The following is a 13860-nucleotide window of genomic DNA, read 5'->3' on the forward strand; positions in this document are numbered from 1 at the left end:
CGGCGCGGTCGATCCTGATTGCCGATGCCATGCGGTTTTGTTAAAAAACCGCATGGCCACCCCTCCCGCCGATTCCTCCAGTCAGCCGCCCGCTTCCCCGCCGCCCGTCTCGGCCGCGATGGCGCGCGCGCATCGCACGTACTGGCGCTTCAACCTTGCACTCATTGCCGTGCTGATGACGATCGGCTTCGTCGTCTCGTTCGGTCTGCCGCTCGTGGCGCAACGCGTCGATCACGTGCGCGTCGCGGGCTTTCCGCTGCCGTTCTATTTCGGCGCGCAGGGCGCGATCCTCGTGTATGTCGGCTTGATCGTCGTCTATATCGTGCTGATGCAGGTCGCCGATGCGCGCCTGCTGCGCGTCGCCCGCGCGGAACAGGGCGAGGCCGCATGAAGCTCACGAACCGGCTGATCCTCTACTACGCGCTCTACACGCTCGGCTTCCTGCTGTTCATCTTCCTGATGGAGCGCATCGAGCGCACGACGGGACCGGGCACGTGGATCGGCTACGTGTTCCTGTTCGTGCCGATCGCGGTCTATGCGGTGATCGGCTTGCTGTCGCGCACCTCGGACCTGGTCGAATACTACGTGGCGGGGCGCCGCGTGCCGTCGGCGTTCAACGGCATGGCGACGGCGGCGGACTGGTTGTCGGCGGCTTCGTTCATCGGCCTCGCGGGCTCCATCTATGCGAGCGGCTACGACGGCCTCGCCTACGTGATGGGCTGGACCGGCGGCTACTGTCTCGTCGCGTTCCTGCTCGCGCCGTACGTGCGCAAGCTCGCGCGCTACACGATTCCCGACTTTCTCGGCACGCGTTTCTCGAGCAACCTGGTGCGCGCGCTGGCGGCCGTCGCGGCGATTCTCTGTTCGTTCGTGTATCTCGTGGCGCAAATCCAGGGCATCGGGCTGATTGCTTCGCGCTTCATCGGCATCGAGTTTTCGATCGGCATCTTCTGCGGGCTTGCGGGCATTCTGGTGTGCTCGTTTCTCGGCGGCATGCGCGCCGTGACGTGGACGCAGGTGGCGCAGTACATCATCCTCATCAGCGCGATGCTGATTCCCGTGTCGATGATCGCGCATCGTGAAGGCCTCGGCTGGTTTCCGCAATTGAACTATGGCCGCGTGATGGAGCGCGTCGAGTCGCTGGAGCGCGCGGTGGCCGTGTCGCAAGACGAAGCGCGTGTGCGGGCCGATTTCCAGCGGCAGGCGGCGCGGGTGCAGGCGCGCATCGACGCGTTGCCGCAGTCGTTCCATGTCGAGCATGCGCGGCTGACAGCGGAGATTGCCGAGTTGCGGCGGCATAACGGGCCGCTACGCGAGATCAACGAGCGGGAGCGGGAACTGGCGGCTTTTCCACGCGATCCCGCCGATGCGCAGGTCAAGTGGACCCGCGAGCGCGATGCGCTGAGCGAACGCGTCGCTGCTCCGGTGCCGATGGCCGAAGCCTTCGCGCCGGGTTCCGCCGGCGACGAGAGCCCGCGCGTGCATCAGGTGAACTTCCTGGCGTTGCTGCTGTGTCTTTCGATCGGCACGGCGAGCCTGCCGCACATCCTCACGCGCTACAACACGACGACGTCGGTGGCGTCGGCGCGGCGGTCGGTCGGCTGGACGCTGTTCTTCGTCGCGCTGTTCTATCTGACCGTGCCGGTGCTCGCGGTGCTGATCAAGCACGAGATCCTGACGGGACTGGTGGGGCATCGTTTCGCGGACCTGCCGCAATGGGTCACGCAGTGGCGGCGCGTGGAACCGTATCTGATCCGGATCAGCGACGTGAACGGCGATGGCATCGTGCGCTGGGCGGGCATCCAGATGCAGCCCGACATGGTGGTGCTGGCGGCGCCCGAGATTGCCGGGCTGCCGTATGTGATCTCGGGGCTGATTGCGGCGGGGGCGCTGGCGGCCGCACTCTCGACAGCCGATGGACTGCTGCTGACCATCGCCAATGCGCTCTCCCACGATGTCTATTACTGCATGGTCGACCGGGGGGCGAGCAGTCAGCGGCGCGTGACCATCTCGAAGATCCTGCTGCTGGGCGTGGCGCTGCTTGCGTCGTATGTGGCGTCGCTGAATGCGGGCAACATCCTGTTCCTGGTGGGCGCGGCGTTTTCGCTGGCGGCGTCGAGTCTGTTTCCGGCGCTGGTGCTCGGCGTGTTCTGGAAGCGCACGACGCAGCGCGGGGTGGTCGCCGGGATGATCGCGGGGCTGGTGGTGTGCGTGTACTACATCGTGTCGACGTATCCGTTCTTCGTGCAGCTCACCGGGTTCGCGGGGGCGCGCTGGTGGGGCATCGAGCCGATCAGTTCGGGGGTGTTCGGCGTGCCGGCGGGGTTCGCGGTGGCGATCGCGGTGAGTCTGCTGGATCGCAAGCCGGACGCGTATACGCGCGCACTGGTGGATTACATTCGCCATCCGTAGGGGCTGGCGCAGTGGCGGGAACTTGGTATAATCGCGGACTTCCGGAGAGATGGATGAGTGGTTTAAGTCGCACGCCTGGAAAGCGTGTATAGGGTAAAACCTATCGGGGGTTCGAATCCCCCTCTCTCCGCCAGGACAGAATGTGAAGCCGTTGATCCGTAAAGGAATCAACGGCTTTTTTGTTTCCTTCCCCAAGCAGTCAGCCGCGACGGTCGAAACGCGACAGCCGCGAGCGGGCCTCAGGCCCGCGATTTATCACCCCGACCCGCCCAGACTGCCTCACATGTTACCCGCTTGCGCGCCCGCACGAAGCGCGAGCCTGAGCACGTCCACCACTTCCTCCTGGTTCGCGCGCGTGAGCCCGACCCACAGCGGCAGGCGGATCAGCTGGCCGGCGAGGGCGTCGGTGATGTCGAGCTCTCCCGCCGCTCGGCCCACGGTCATGCCCGCGCGCGACGAATGCAGCGGAATATAGTGAAACACCGCGCCGATGCCCGCCTGTTTCAACGTATCCAGCACGACCTGCCGATTCACGTGCGGGGCGACCAGGATGTAGTACATGTGCGCGTTGTGCGCGCAATGCTCGGGAATGATCGGCCTGCGCAGCCAGCCCTCGGTTTCGAGGTCGGCGAGCAGCGCATGATAATAAGTCCAGCTCCCGAGCCGCTCATCGGTGATGCGCCCGGCCTGTTCCAGTTGCGCCCACAAGAAAGCGGCGATCAGCTCGCCCGGCAGAAACGACGAGCCGATGTCCTGCCACGTGTACTTGTCCACCTCGCCGCGAAAATAGCGGCTCCGGTCGGTGCCTTTCTCGCGAATGATCTCCGCCTGCGTGGCGAACTCGGGCGCATTCACGAGCAGTGCGCCGCCTTCGCCGGAAATGACGTTCTTCGTTTCGTGAAAGCTGTACGCGCCGAGATCGCCGATACTGCCGAGCGCGCGGCCCTTGTACGTCGAGGTCACGCCCTGCGCGGCATCTTCGATGACGAGCAGACCGTGCCGCTTCGCGATGTCCGTGATCGCATCCATCTCGCACGACACGCCCGCATAGTGCACGGGCACGATCGCGCGGGTCTTCGGCGTGATCGCGGCCTCGATGCGGGTTTCGTCGAGATTGAGCGTGTCGGGGCGAATGTCGACGAACACCGGCACGCCGCCGCGCAACGCGAACGCGTTGGCCGTCGACACGAACGTGTAGGACGGCATGATGATTTCGTCGCCGGGCTTGATCGCGGCGAGCAGCGCGGTCATTTCGAGCGCGGCGGTGCACGAGTGCGTGAGCAGCGCGCGGCGCGTGCCCGTGTGCTGTTCGAGCCACGCGTGGCAGCGCTTGGTGAACATGCCGTCGCCGGCCAGATGCAGATTGCCATGCGCCTCGGCGATATAGCCAAGTTCCTGGCCGGTCATGTACGGCTTGTTGAACGGAATATGAATCGTCATAGTTTTCTTGCGATCACGAGTCGGGAGCCGCCCACGGGAAAGTTGAAGCCTGCACGGATCAGCCGTATTTCGACGGCCAGTATGTTTTCGAAGAGTCGATTCAGCCACGGCGGCATGCTCAGTTCCGCGCCTTCGTCTGCAGCCTGCTTCTTGCCTTTCTTCGACAGACGCGCCGCCATCATGGCAGGCAGCAGAAACGAAACGAACGACGTGCTGCGCACGATCTCGAAGCCCGCGTCGCGCAGCTTCGCGTGCAGATCGCTCGCGGCGTAGCGGCGCACGTGGCACGCGTATTCATCGGTTGCGCTCCAGAGCCACGCATGCTGCGGCACCGTGAGCAGCAGCGTGCCGCGCGGTGCGAGCGCATTGCGCGCCTGCTGCAGAACGAGTTCATCTTCCTTGATGTGCTCCAGCACGTCGAACATGCCGATGGCGTCGAACTCTTCGACGAAGGGGATATCGCGCGCATCCATTTGAATGAAGCGAGCGGCGTTTTGCCGTGAAGCCGCAAACGCAAGCCCCGCCGAGAAGATCTCGCTGCCGGACAGATTCACGCGCGGAAACGCCTGCGCGATCGCCGCAAGCACATAGCCCGTGCCGCAGCCGACTTCGAGAAACGATGCGAAGCCAGGACAGTATCGGCGCAGCGACCATAAGATGAGCCGATTCCGCGCGCGGAACCAGAAGCTGTCCGATTCGAGCGCGGCGAGTTCGGCGAAATGCGTGGCGCGGAAGCCTTCGCTGGCGTCGCTCAACGCGGGCGCGTAGGCGGGAAGCGCGTCGCGCGTGGGCGGCGTCCAGCGGCAATGCGTGCAGGCATCGGACGCTGCCGGAAAGAGATGCTGGCAGGCGAGGCATCGTTTCATCGGTGCTTCTCCTGCATGGCGGCGGGCTGCATGAAAACGAGCAGCTTGAGCGTGACGAACAGAAAGCCCGCCACCACGAACACGGCGATGAACTGGATCACGCGCGGCGAGTAATGCAGGTGATCGACTAACACCAGTAGCAGGCCCAGATTGAGCAGATAGCCAAGGGCATACGCGCACGCGTAGCGCAGGCCGGGCCCCAGCAGGGTGCCGCGATCCTTGAAGGTCCAGTTGCGATTCGCCCAGAAGCTGGACGCGACACCGGCAAGATACAAAAGCGTCATCGTCAGTTTGGGCTCGGCGCCGTGCGTGGTCGCGAGCACGAAGATCAGATAGCCGGCGAGGTTGATCGTCAGGCCGACCAGACCGTAACGAAGCAGTTGTCCGAATGCGTTGCGCAAGCCGTGTGTCATCAGCGTCTTTGAAGTGGCGGGCATCGTGGATTCAGGCATCGGCGACGACCACGCCCACGTCCGCGTCCAGTGCGCGAATGCGCTTCGCGGGGCTGCCGTAGTAGAGCGAGAGATCGGCCGTGTCGTGATGGATGAGCGACTGCGCGCCGATCAGCGTTTCATCGCCGATGCGCCGCCCTTGCAGCACGACCGACGAAAAGCCGATGAAATTACGCTCGCCGAGCGACACGCCGCCGCCGAGCGTCGTATTGGCCGCGATGAAGTTATGGTGGCCGATGACCGTATCGTGGCAAATGGTGGCGTTGGACCACAGCACGTTGTTCGAGCCGATTGTCACGCCCGGTTCGATGACGACGCCAGGCATCACGATATTGTTATCGCCCATGACCACGTCCTTCGCCACATAGGCCGACGACGCGACGATATTCGTCATCGCATAACCGCTTTGCCTGATCCGCTGATACGCCGCTTGCCGCGCGCGCATGTTGCGATAGCCAATGGCCACGAACACCGACACCTCATGCGCGGGAAAGCGCCGCATGGCTTCCTGCCATTCGATGACGGGCAGCGACGCGAATTCGTCCCCGGTCAGGTAATCGCGATCGACGGCAAACGCATGCACGTTCAGACCCATGTCCTGTTCCGCATGGTAGCGCGCCAGCCGGGCCAGACTGGTTGCCCCGAATATGATCAAGTCATTCATTGCGCTTCATCCTGCATGATCTCGCTGCGGTGCGTCGCGATCGGCCTGATAGATCTTTCTCACGATCGAATTGGGCCGCGCCTTGACTTCGAGATAGATCTTCGACACATAGATGCCAACGACGCCAAGCGAAAAGATGATGATACCGCCGATCAAAAAGAGTCCCGCCATCAACGACGTCCATCCCTGGAATACGCGGCCCATGAAGAGCTTTTGCATCAGCAGATAAACGATGACGAGCGACGCGCCGGCCGAAAACAACAGCCCCACGTAGAAGATCATGATGAGCGGCTTGCTGCTGAACGACGTGATGGCTTCCACGGCCATCGAGAGGCGTTTGCGGAAGGTGTAGGACGACATGCCGTCGAAGGTTTTCGTCGCGACGATGCGCTTCTGCCTGAAGCCCGCATCGACCCACACGGCGGGCAGGAAAATCTCGGTCTCGTGATAGTCGAGCAGCGCGTTCACATAGTTGCGCTTCATCAGCCGCGCGATGATGTCGCGATCGGACAGCCGTACGCTCGAAAACGCGTTGAAAAGCTTGTAGAACAAATCGCTCGCCGTGCCCTTGAAACGCGGCATGGTTTTCTCGGTGAGCTGGCCGACGATCACATCGGTTTCGGGGTCCTCGTTCATGGCGTGCCAGAAGCGCCCGAGATTTTCCGGCAGCTCTTCCAGGTCCACGTCGATGATGAATACCCGCTCGCCGACGGCATGCCGGATGCCGCACATGAGCGCGCGATGCTGACCGAAGTTGCGCGCGAGATCCAGCACCTTGACGCGTGAATCGCGCTCGCACACCGAGCGCGCCACGTGCAGCGAATCATCTGGCGAACCGTCGTTCACGAAAATGATCTCGAAGGCCTGCGTGAGTTTTTCCGCGTCCGCCGTGATGCGGCGGTGAAACTCTTCGATGTATCGCGAAGACCGGTACAACGTAGTGACGATCGAGATATCCATGATCAGGCTTGCTTCATATAGGCTTTATGGTGCGGGCCGGCATTGAGGAGCAGGTCGAGAACCGTCACGCCGTGCTCGAAAGGCGCGTGCAATTGGGGGTACTCGGGATAGCCGTCATAACTCATCCATTCCACCTCGATGCCCGCCGCTGTGAACAGGGCTTCATCGAGATAAGTTTTCGCAGCGGGTCCTGATAGATAGACGTTTGCGCCCGCTTGACGACACACGCTGACAAGACGCGCGACGCGGTCGCCGCTGAGATCGTAGTCGCGCGACGAGGTGATGTTCGTCGTGACGCCGAGCAAGTCGCAGAGCGTGCGAATGAACAGCAGATTGATCTCACTCAGCCATTCAAGCTGACCGGCCTGCCGATACAGCGCTTCGAGGACCTCCGCATACTGTGCGAAGCAGGGCGCGCGCGCATAGTTGTTCGCGATGGCCTTCCAGTGCTTGACGGCCCATCGCCCGTTGAGCACGCGCGTTTCGCTGATCTTCTGATCGAGCCTTTCCTGTTGAACGGGTATCGTGATCCACTCGCCGCCGTTGCGCGTCTTGATGCGGTTGCGGTTGCGCCAGTCGTTCTTCGTGAATTGCACTTCGTCGTAGATCACGAATTCGTCGACGGCGGCGATCATGTCGAAGTAGCCCTTCCACGGGATGTAGTTGGATTGCAGTATGGCGACTTTCTTCATGGCGGTGATTGAACGGCGCGTCGCGCTCAGGGCGTGCTGGGCAGCACATGGTAGACGAACAGTCCCGCGTTCCTGTACGACGCGTGTTCGCCCCGAGGGTCTGATTTCACCGGATGCTCGCGTGGCACGACATACCACGTCACGTGCGCATCGCGCAGCAGGCGTTGCGCTTGATCGAGGGTATCGGCGCGATCGATCGACTGGATCATCGCCATGCGCTCTTTCGCCATGCGCGTCTTGATGCCGCCGAGCGTCAACTGGAAAGCGGTGCGCGACAGATACGCCGGAAGGTCGGTGAGGCTCGTCAGCACGGTGGCGGAATCGAGGATCAGCTGATTCGAGTCCGGGCCGCCGATCGCGAAGGTATCGCCGACTACGCTGTGTTGCCGGATGTGCTGCGCGGCGTCGACCAGGTCACGGTTCACCGGCACCTCGTAGAAGGTTTCTCCGCCGCCTGACGAAGGTTTCGCAGGGTTAAAACCGGACGCGCTCACGGCGCATCCCAGCGCGATCAGCACAAACGCGATCGATTGCGCGCGCAGCGGCAGCGTGAGGCCGCGGTGCGTTCCGATATTGAAAAGCCGCGCGAGCAGGCACACGGCATAGACGCCGAAAACCGCATACAGCAACACGAAGTGCCGCTGCTTGTACTCCGACGAATCGCCGTTGTACGCGACCGGCGCGAACACGATCAGCAGCAGGTAGCACGCAAGCATCAGCAACGGCAATGCGTCGCGGATGTGGAATGCGTGGCGTCGCGCTAGGAGTGCGCCGGCGGCCGCATAGACCGGCAGGAAAACGCCGAGCGGCGCCACGGTCAGCATCGCGAGTCCGATGATCGAGGTTGCCACGCGGCCGTACTGGCTCAACAGATTCGTATAGGTCGCGGCGAGTGCCGGCGTGGCGAACTGCTTCAGCATGAGGTCGAGGAACTGCGGCGTTTGCGAGAAGTGGAGCCAGATATCGCGCACGTGTGTATTGAACGCAAGCAGGGCCGCGACCGCGGCGAGCGTCATCACCACGATCACGATCAGGCACGCGCGCAGTCTCGGCCATGCGGTGAGCGTGATCAGCGCGAAGAGGGCGGGCGCTTGCAGCAGAAACATATGCGCGCGGAACATGACGAGACTGAACGTCATGCACATCGCCAATAGCGGCCATCGCCACGACGCTTCGCGTGGTCGCGCGCTGGTCCAGCGCACGGCGAGCGCCAGTGCGACGAGCCCGATGCCCGTCGCATAGCCCGATCCCGGCGCGGCGAACAGCAGCCAGTGAAATCCGTAGAACCAGTTCTTCAGCCAGTAATGCGATGCATCGGGCAGGCACATAACCAGCAAGGCCGCGAACATGCCGATGCGCCGGCCGCCGAGTTCCGTCGCGAACACGTAGAGGCCCAGTACGCCGACGAGCAATCCAATGGGCAGAAGCGCGGCGGTCGCAAGTCCGAGTGCGGGCGTGCCGGCAAGCGGCAAAAGCGCCGCCGCCAGCATGAAGAAGCCGTAGTGATAGAACGCGCGCGGCGAGCCGAACATCCCGATATCGCTTGGACCGACGGCCAGCGGATCGCCAAACTTCGCGACCACGCCCGCGTGGATGAAGTAATCGCTCGAAGCGGGAAGGGTTCCGGTTGCAATCAGATGAGGAAGCGCGCCCGCTGCGTAGCGACCGAACCAGCACACCAGCGCTGCAAGCGTGAGTGTGACGACGACATCGGTCCAGGCGGCTTCGGATACGGCGGATGTGGCATTCTGCGTTCGCCGGCGTTTGAAGAAGCCGCATGCCGCGACCGCAGTGCCGACCACGACGAAAGCCGTCGCCGCCGTGACGTTCGCGAACCAGACGATCGGAAGCATGGCGAGACTGACCAGCATCACACCAGTGCAAAACGCGGCGGGCAAGCGCGCCCTCAACGAATGGGCGTGCGCGGCTTCGAGCACGAGTTCGCCGGCCTGTACGAGCACGAGCGCGCCGACGAACGCAGCAAGCGCGGCGGCAACGCCCACGGAGCCGCCCGCCAGATGCAGCAGAACCAGCGTGAACATGGCGATGCCCGCGCAGAACACGGCGTGCTGACTCACGCTGCGGGACGTCGCGAAGGGAAGAAGCCGGTCGGTGCTGCGGCGCTGACGCGTCGCGGTTCGCTGCGAATCCTTGCCGGATGGGGCCATGTTGTCGGGAATCTTCGCTGTCATCGTCTCGCAACGGCAGTGGAGTGCCTTTGTTATTGGAAGTGCGACTACGCGCCGGGCATCGTTCGAGTCTTGCGATGAGTGAACGACACGACGGCTGGTTTGGAATGATCGGTGGATCGGATGGTAGACACGCTCATTCAATCAGAAGCGATACCGTGTCCGTGTCATTTTTTCGGATCAAGAAATTATACCCGCCGGGTTATCAGGACTTTGCGATGTGGCAAGTCGTCCGTTCGAATACGCCGCGATGGATTGGGTCAGCGTGATTCGGGGCACTTCTTCAGGCGATGCGTATCCGTTGCTTGCGGCCGGCACATGCGCAGCGAGTGGGGGATGAGTGCGAGCGATCCGCTGCATTTGTTCGAGCATTACCTCGACGCGATTCCGGATTCGTTAATCCGATTGAGTGACCGCGCGGACAGGCGAACTGCCGGACACGGCTGCCGCGCATCAGCAGGCAAGGGCGTGCGCGCCATGCACGACGCTAAACCGCTCGGGGGACGCGTCTTTCGGTCGATCACGTTGACTGCACGACGCATGAATCGATACGGTAGGCGTGTCTGCACATGCTTCGCGCTTCGCTTCAGACACAGAGGCGTGTACTGAGGCTTTTCCAGTTCATTGGGTCGGGGTCAAGCCCGCGCCGCACCAGTGGCTTTGCTGAAGTCCGAATCAGCGAGGTCCGCCAGCATGCATCCCTCAAACGCGTTGTTGAGTGATTGTCGGAACAACCTTGAGGCAAGAGCGTGCGCGCGTCACTGGATCTTGCTTGAATCCTTGGGCTGACGAGCCTTCGAGCGGCATGAGCCTGGTAAAACCCAGATGAGGTCTCACAGTAAGTTAGCGAAGCAGGCGGTCCCTCTCTTCGCCAGGGCAGACAACAGAAAGAATCCCGCATGGTCATCGGCCATGCGGGAGTTTCGTTTTTGCGGCTGCTTCGTCCGGGCGGTTTCTGGTTCCAGGGCTCAAGCAAGCATGCGCGTCATGCATGTCGAAACCGAGGGACAAGCCGAAACGGATCGATCGATGCGACTCAGCCGTTCGACGGGCGACCCGTCTTGACCGTCTCGAGCGCCTTGATCGCAGCGATCAACCGCTTCTCGGGTGCTGCGTCGAGCATCGCGATTGCGGCGCGCAGCAGTTCGCTCTTCCTCACGCGCACGCCGCTTTTCTGGCACTTCTCCTTCAGCGCGGCGATCTTCGCGTAGTCCGACTTCGGCATCGTGAAACTGTCGCGCACGACTTTTTCTTTTTTCACGCGCTTCGGTTTTACCTCGGTCTTCGTCGGAGCCTTCACAGTGTTCGGCTTCGTGTCCGCTTCGACGGCAGAGCTCTGCTTCGGCGCCGTGGCGGGGGTCTTCCTGGCGGCAGTCTTCTTGACGGTCTTCACCGATGCGGCTTGCGCCACCGGCTTCTTCCTGGCTTTGGGCTTGGTCGAGGTTTTCGGAGCCGTTGCCGGTTTGGCTTCTGCGGTCGTGTCATCGACGGCTTCCGTCTTTGCTTTTGTCTGTGTCTTGCCGCCGGCGCTCTTCGGGAAGTGGAAAGCTTTCTTCGTGGGCGCCTTGGCTTGCGGTGTGTTCATCCGTTCTCTCCTGTTCGTGTGGAGAAAACAGTATATACGGTTTATGCCAGCGGTCTTTTGCGCAGCATCACGCGCGGAACAAACGATCGGTTCAGGTGAACCCGACACCTTGATGGATGTCGTAGCGTGCATCATCGACGCCACGCGCACGCTTCGCTCATTGCTTCATGGTGCCGGTCGATTGAGGCGAGTTGGCCGGCGTGTCGGACGACATGCCGTGTTCGCGTTGCTGCATCAGTGTGCCGCTTTCCGATGTGCCTGACGGTACACCGCCTCGCGACGCATCGCCCGTGCGCGGCATCGGCACGGAGTCGTGCTTGCCGGGCTGCATCGGCTGAGGTTTTTGCATGAGTTGATCGCGCGACATGTCCTGGGCAAACGCGGTTGCGCTGCAGAGCGCGAGCAGGGCGCCGCCAATGGCGAGAGTGGCTTTCATTACCGTCTCCTTGAAAGTCGACGCGGACGCGTCGCTTACAGGGATGTCAGCATCGACCATGCCGCGCCGACGGACGACGCTTGCCTTTCGGACGTGCTCGGACAATCATCATATTCATTGGGTATCCAAACGATCGCACGGCAATGGCTGAGTTCAATTCGTACGAAGTAAGCCTTTACGCATCGCGTAGAATGCGTGGTTCGAGCAGCTAAGCGATTCGTTTGGCATACTCCGCGCCAAGCCGTGAAACATAGGTGCTGAGGCCACGCCCGCTTAGGGCCAGACGTTTCATTGCTTCCACGTGTGTACGCCCGGGCACGTGATAGTCATACAAATAAGTCCCGCCGCTGACGAAGCGCACCATGATGCCGGTACGCAGGATGTCGAATGCTTCGACACCCGAATTTCCGGCAAGGTTTTGATAGGTTTGCATGTGAATCAGGGCATTCCCTCGCGCAAACGATTGCGTACCGGATGCCCCATCTCAAGTTTCGTCGGCACGGACCGTAATAGGTACCATGAACAAAGACCAACTCCCTTTCATCGATTCGGACGACCCGCACTTCCAACACGCACGCGCGTTGAGTCTCTCGGTAGGCGCGATTCGCCGGGCGCAGGGGAAGAGCAATCCGAACGACTTCGACGTCGGCACGCTCGAGTGGCATCTCGCCATAGAAGACTTCGCGTCCGATGTGCTCCGCGCCCTCACCGATGAAACGGAAGGCACCAACATGCAAGTCGGCGAGCGACCGCGCGACTGATCGCGGCGGCCGGTCAACGCTGTCGGATTGCTCCGCTAGAGCTTGACTCCGCCCGCCTCGGGCGCATCGACCCCCTCGGGCGGAATGGCCCCCGACGGGCTCACGTCTCTCGCACGATCAGTCGCCCAGTACGGCTCGCGCCCATAGTGCTGATGCACGGTGCTGGCCCAGACGTGATCGGCCATGGACGGCCACGCGTCCTTGTCGAAACCCGGTGAATTCCGAACCTGTTCAGCCGTTGCATCGAGGCGAAAGCAGCGGTTGTCCGTGTCGAGCGTGAGCGCGCTCCATGGAATCGCGAGCAATTTATTGCCGATTCCAAGAAATCCCCCGCTCGACAGCACCGCATACGCAATCTGCCCGTTGCTCACGTCGAGCATGATGTCCTTCAGCGAGCCGACGTCGTGGCCATCGCTGCTGATCACCGAATTGCCATCGAGCGTGCTGGCAGCCATCACATCCGGCCCCGGTCCCGCGGCGGTTGCCGCGCCCTTGCCGACGATCTTCGCGCCGCCGGAAGACGATCCCATCGAATCACTCATGTTCTGCTCCTTGGCTCAGTTGCGGACAGACCTCCCGCGTCTCCTGGACTGCGCGCGACGGTCCTGCCTTGAACCAGCAACGGCCGTACCCATACGGACGGGTGCCGCACGGCCACGCCGTACCGGTCTGCTAAGCTCGGCGTTCGCTCATTTCACCCGGGACACATGATCGATTTCGAAGAACTGCTGGCCGTTGCTTACAAACGCGAGCGCATGCAAAGCCGCAGGCTCGCGCGGGGCGCGGCCATCAGCGAACATGCGGCGCTGCTCAGGACGCTTACCAAGGCCGCTGCCGGACAGACCGTGCAAGCGCTCGTCGATGCGCGCCGGGCAGCCCAGCGCAAGGATGAAGCGGCACGGCGCCTGCGCGAGATGCATCGCGCCGAACGGTCGATCGCCGCGCCGCAGCGCGAACCCGAGTCCGTCGCGGGCGGATGGCGCGCGTGGTTCGACGGCTCGGCGCTGCCGAATCCGGGCCGGCTCGGCATTGGCGGGGTATTGGTCGGGCCGTGCGGCCTAACGGTGGAGATCAGCGCCGCCTGCGGCCATGGCGACAGCAGCGTGGCGGAATACCGCGCCCTTATCGCGGTGCTCGAAGCCGCGCTGCGCGAGCGGGCGCAGGGCGTCGTGATTCATGGCGACAGCCGCGTCGTGATCGATGACGTGAACGGGCCCGAACACATGGGCATTCGCACGCTCGCGGCTTACGCGCACCAGGCGCGCGCGCTCATTGCCCAACTCGGCGATGCGCGCATCCAGTGGCTTCCCCGTGCCCGCAACCAGCGCGCGGACGCGCTTTCGCGCGCCGCTCTCGAGCTGCCTCCCGCAGCGGGCGCGGCGGCCTGAGAGGGCGCATCCGCG

The 13860-nt window shown here is 62.8% G+C and carries 15 protein-coding genes and 1 tRNA gene; 5 read left to right on the top strand and 11 right to left on the bottom strand.

What is annotated here, in order from left to right; all coding sequences use genetic code 11:
- Positions 1 to 52 precede the first annotated feature (52 nt).
- The 3 genes from QCE88_RS06960 (at position 53) to QCE88_RS06970 (ending at position 2545) form a co-directional block, all read left to right on the top strand.
- The gene (locus QCE88_RS06960) at positions 53 to 391 is read left to right on the top strand and encodes a DUF4212 domain-containing protein (RefSeq protein ID WP_309900410.1); all 339 of its coding nucleotides are present in this window, start codon (positions 53 to 55) and stop codon (positions 389 to 391) included.
- Positions 388 to 2412 carry a sodium:solute symporter family protein gene (locus tag QCE88_RS06965; RefSeq protein WP_309900411.1) on the top strand — a complete coding sequence of 675 codons (2025 nt, stop codon included), beginning with the start codon at positions 388 to 390 and terminating at the stop codon, positions 2410 to 2412. The genes QCE88_RS06960 and QCE88_RS06965 overlap by 4 nt, the downstream gene beginning before the upstream one ends.
- A 43-nt stretch (positions 2413 to 2455) precedes the next feature.
- Positions 2456 to 2545, top strand: a tRNA-Ser gene (locus QCE88_RS06970).
- Between the two features lie 146 nt (positions 2546 to 2691).
- Here the strand turns inward: QCE88_RS06970 and rffA are convergent.
- From rffA to QCE88_RS07020, 10 genes are all read right to left on the bottom strand, one after another.
- Positions 2692 to 3852 (bottom strand): dTDP-4-amino-4,6-dideoxygalactose transaminase, encoded by a 1161-nt coding sequence (rffA, locus tag QCE88_RS06975; protein WP_309900413.1) that lies wholly within the window; start codon positions 3850 to 3852, stop codon positions 2692 to 2694.
- Positions 3849 to 4718, bottom strand: coding sequence for a class I SAM-dependent methyltransferase (locus QCE88_RS06980; protein ID WP_309900415.1), 870 nt, complete (start codon positions 4716 to 4718; stop codon positions 3849 to 3851). Before QCE88_RS06980 ends, rffA begins: the two co-directional genes overlap by 4 nt.
- Positions 4715 to 5155, bottom strand: a complete 441-nt coding sequence (locus QCE88_RS06985; RefSeq protein ID WP_309900418.1) for a GtrA family protein — start codon at positions 5153 to 5155, stop codon at positions 4715 to 4717. The genes QCE88_RS06980 and QCE88_RS06985 overlap by 4 nt, the downstream gene beginning before the upstream one ends.
- A gap of 7 nt (positions 5156 to 5162) precedes the next feature.
- Positions 5163 to 5834: an acetyltransferase gene (locus tag QCE88_RS06990; protein ID WP_309900421.1), complete on the bottom strand. Its 672-nt coding sequence runs from the start codon at positions 5832 to 5834 to the stop codon at positions 5163 to 5165.
- A 6-nt stretch (positions 5835 to 5840) separates the two neighbouring features.
- Positions 5841 to 6794, bottom strand: a complete 954-nt coding sequence (locus QCE88_RS06995) for a glycosyltransferase family 2 protein (RefSeq protein WP_309900423.1) — start codon at positions 6792 to 6794, stop codon at positions 5841 to 5843.
- Between the two features lie 2 nt (positions 6795 to 6796).
- Positions 6797 to 7486, bottom strand: a complete 690-nt coding sequence (locus QCE88_RS07000) for a WbqC family protein (RefSeq protein WP_309900426.1) — start codon at positions 7484 to 7486, stop codon at positions 6797 to 6799.
- A gap of 26 nt (positions 7487 to 7512) precedes the next feature.
- Entirely contained in the window at positions 7513 to 9678 is a 2166-nt protein-coding gene (locus tag QCE88_RS07005; RefSeq protein ID WP_309900428.1) for a hypothetical protein, read from the bottom strand.
- 1033 nt (positions 9679 to 10711) lie between these two features.
- Complete coding sequence (locus QCE88_RS07010) at positions 10712 to 11410, bottom strand: hypothetical protein (protein ID WP_309900430.1); 699 nt, start codon at positions 11408 to 11410, stop codon at positions 10712 to 10714.
- Between the two features lie 7 nt (positions 11411 to 11417).
- Positions 11418 to 11696 (bottom strand): hypothetical protein, encoded by a 279-nt coding sequence (locus QCE88_RS07015; RefSeq protein ID WP_309900432.1) that lies wholly within the window; start codon positions 11694 to 11696, stop codon positions 11418 to 11420.
- A 208-nt stretch (positions 11697 to 11904) separates the two neighbouring features.
- Positions 11905 to 12129 carry a hypothetical protein gene (locus QCE88_RS07020; protein ID WP_309900435.1) on the bottom strand — a complete coding sequence of 75 codons (225 nt, stop codon included), beginning with the start codon at positions 12127 to 12129 and terminating at the stop codon, positions 11905 to 11907.
- An 85-nt stretch (positions 12130 to 12214) separates the two neighbouring features.
- Here QCE88_RS07020 and QCE88_RS07025 point away from each other — a divergent pair, with 85 nt between their 5' ends.
- On the top strand, positions 12215 to 12457 hold the full coding sequence (locus QCE88_RS07025; protein ID WP_309831672.1) for a hypothetical protein: 243 nt from the start codon (positions 12215 to 12217) through the stop codon (positions 12455 to 12457).
- A 35-nt stretch (positions 12458 to 12492) separates the two neighbouring features.
- Here the strand turns inward: QCE88_RS07025 and QCE88_RS07030 are convergent, their stop codons facing one another.
- Positions 12493 to 12999: a PRC-barrel domain-containing protein gene (locus QCE88_RS07030; RefSeq protein ID WP_309900437.1), complete on the bottom strand. Its 507-nt coding sequence runs from the start codon at positions 12997 to 12999 to the stop codon at positions 12493 to 12495.
- 165 nt (positions 13000 to 13164) lie between these two features.
- On the opposite strand from QCE88_RS07030, the gene QCE88_RS07035 reads away from it, so the two are divergent.
- Entirely contained in the window at positions 13165 to 13845 is a 681-nt protein-coding gene (locus QCE88_RS07035) for a ribonuclease HI family protein (RefSeq protein WP_309900439.1), read from the top strand.
- The last annotated feature ends 15 nt before the right edge of the window (positions 13846 to 13860 follow it).

The sequence above is a fragment of the Caballeronia sp. LZ035 genome, assembly GCF_031451175.1.
Lineage (GTDB): Bacteria > Pseudomonadota > Gammaproteobacteria > Burkholderiales > Burkholderiaceae > Caballeronia.

Coding starts and splice junctions, on each gene's coding strand:
- QCE88_RS06960 (WP_309900410.1), top strand. CDS start 53: ATGGCCACCCCTCCCGCCGATTCCTCCAGTCAGCCGCCCGCTTCCCCG.
- QCE88_RS06980 (WP_309900415.1), bottom strand. CDS start 4,718: ATGAAACGATGCCTCGCCTGCCAGCATCTCTTTCCGGCAGCGTCCGAT.
- rffA (WP_309900413.1), bottom strand. CDS start 3,852: ATGACGATTCATATTCCGTTCAACAAGCCGTACATGACCGGCCAGGAA.
- QCE88_RS07020 (WP_309900435.1), bottom strand. CDS start 12,129: ATGCAAACCTATCAAAACCTTGCCGGAAATTCGGGTGTCGAAGCATTC.
- QCE88_RS07005 (WP_309900428.1), bottom strand. CDS start 9,678: ATGACAGCGAAGATTCCCGACAACATGGCCCCATCCGGCAAGGATTCG.
- QCE88_RS07030 (WP_309900437.1), bottom strand. CDS start 12,999: ATGAGTGATTCGATGGGATCGTCTTCCGGCGGCGCGAAGATCGTCGGC.
- QCE88_RS06985 (WP_309900418.1), bottom strand. CDS start 5,155: ATGCCCGCCACTTCAAAGACGCTGATGACACACGGCTTGCGCAACGCA.
- QCE88_RS06965 (WP_309900411.1), top strand. CDS start 388: ATGAAGCTCACGAACCGGCTGATCCTCTACTACGCGCTCTACACGCTC.
- QCE88_RS07035 (WP_309900439.1), top strand. CDS start 13,165: ATGATCGATTTCGAAGAACTGCTGGCCGTTGCTTACAAACGCGAGCGC.
- QCE88_RS07000 (WP_309900426.1), bottom strand. CDS start 7,486: ATGAAGAAAGTCGCCATACTGCAATCCAACTACATCCCGTGGAAGGGC.
- QCE88_RS07025 (WP_309831672.1), top strand. CDS start 12,215: ATGAACAAAGACCAACTCCCTTTCATCGATTCGGACGACCCGCACTTC.
- QCE88_RS06995 (WP_309900423.1), bottom strand. CDS start 6,794: ATGGATATCTCGATCGTCACTACGTTGTACCGGTCTTCGCGATACATC.
- QCE88_RS06990 (WP_309900421.1), bottom strand. CDS start 5,834: ATGAATGACTTGATCATATTCGGGGCAACCAGTCTGGCCCGGCTGGCG.
- QCE88_RS07015 (WP_309900432.1), bottom strand. CDS start 11,696: ATGAAAGCCACTCTCGCCATTGGCGGCGCCCTGCTCGCGCTCTGCAGC.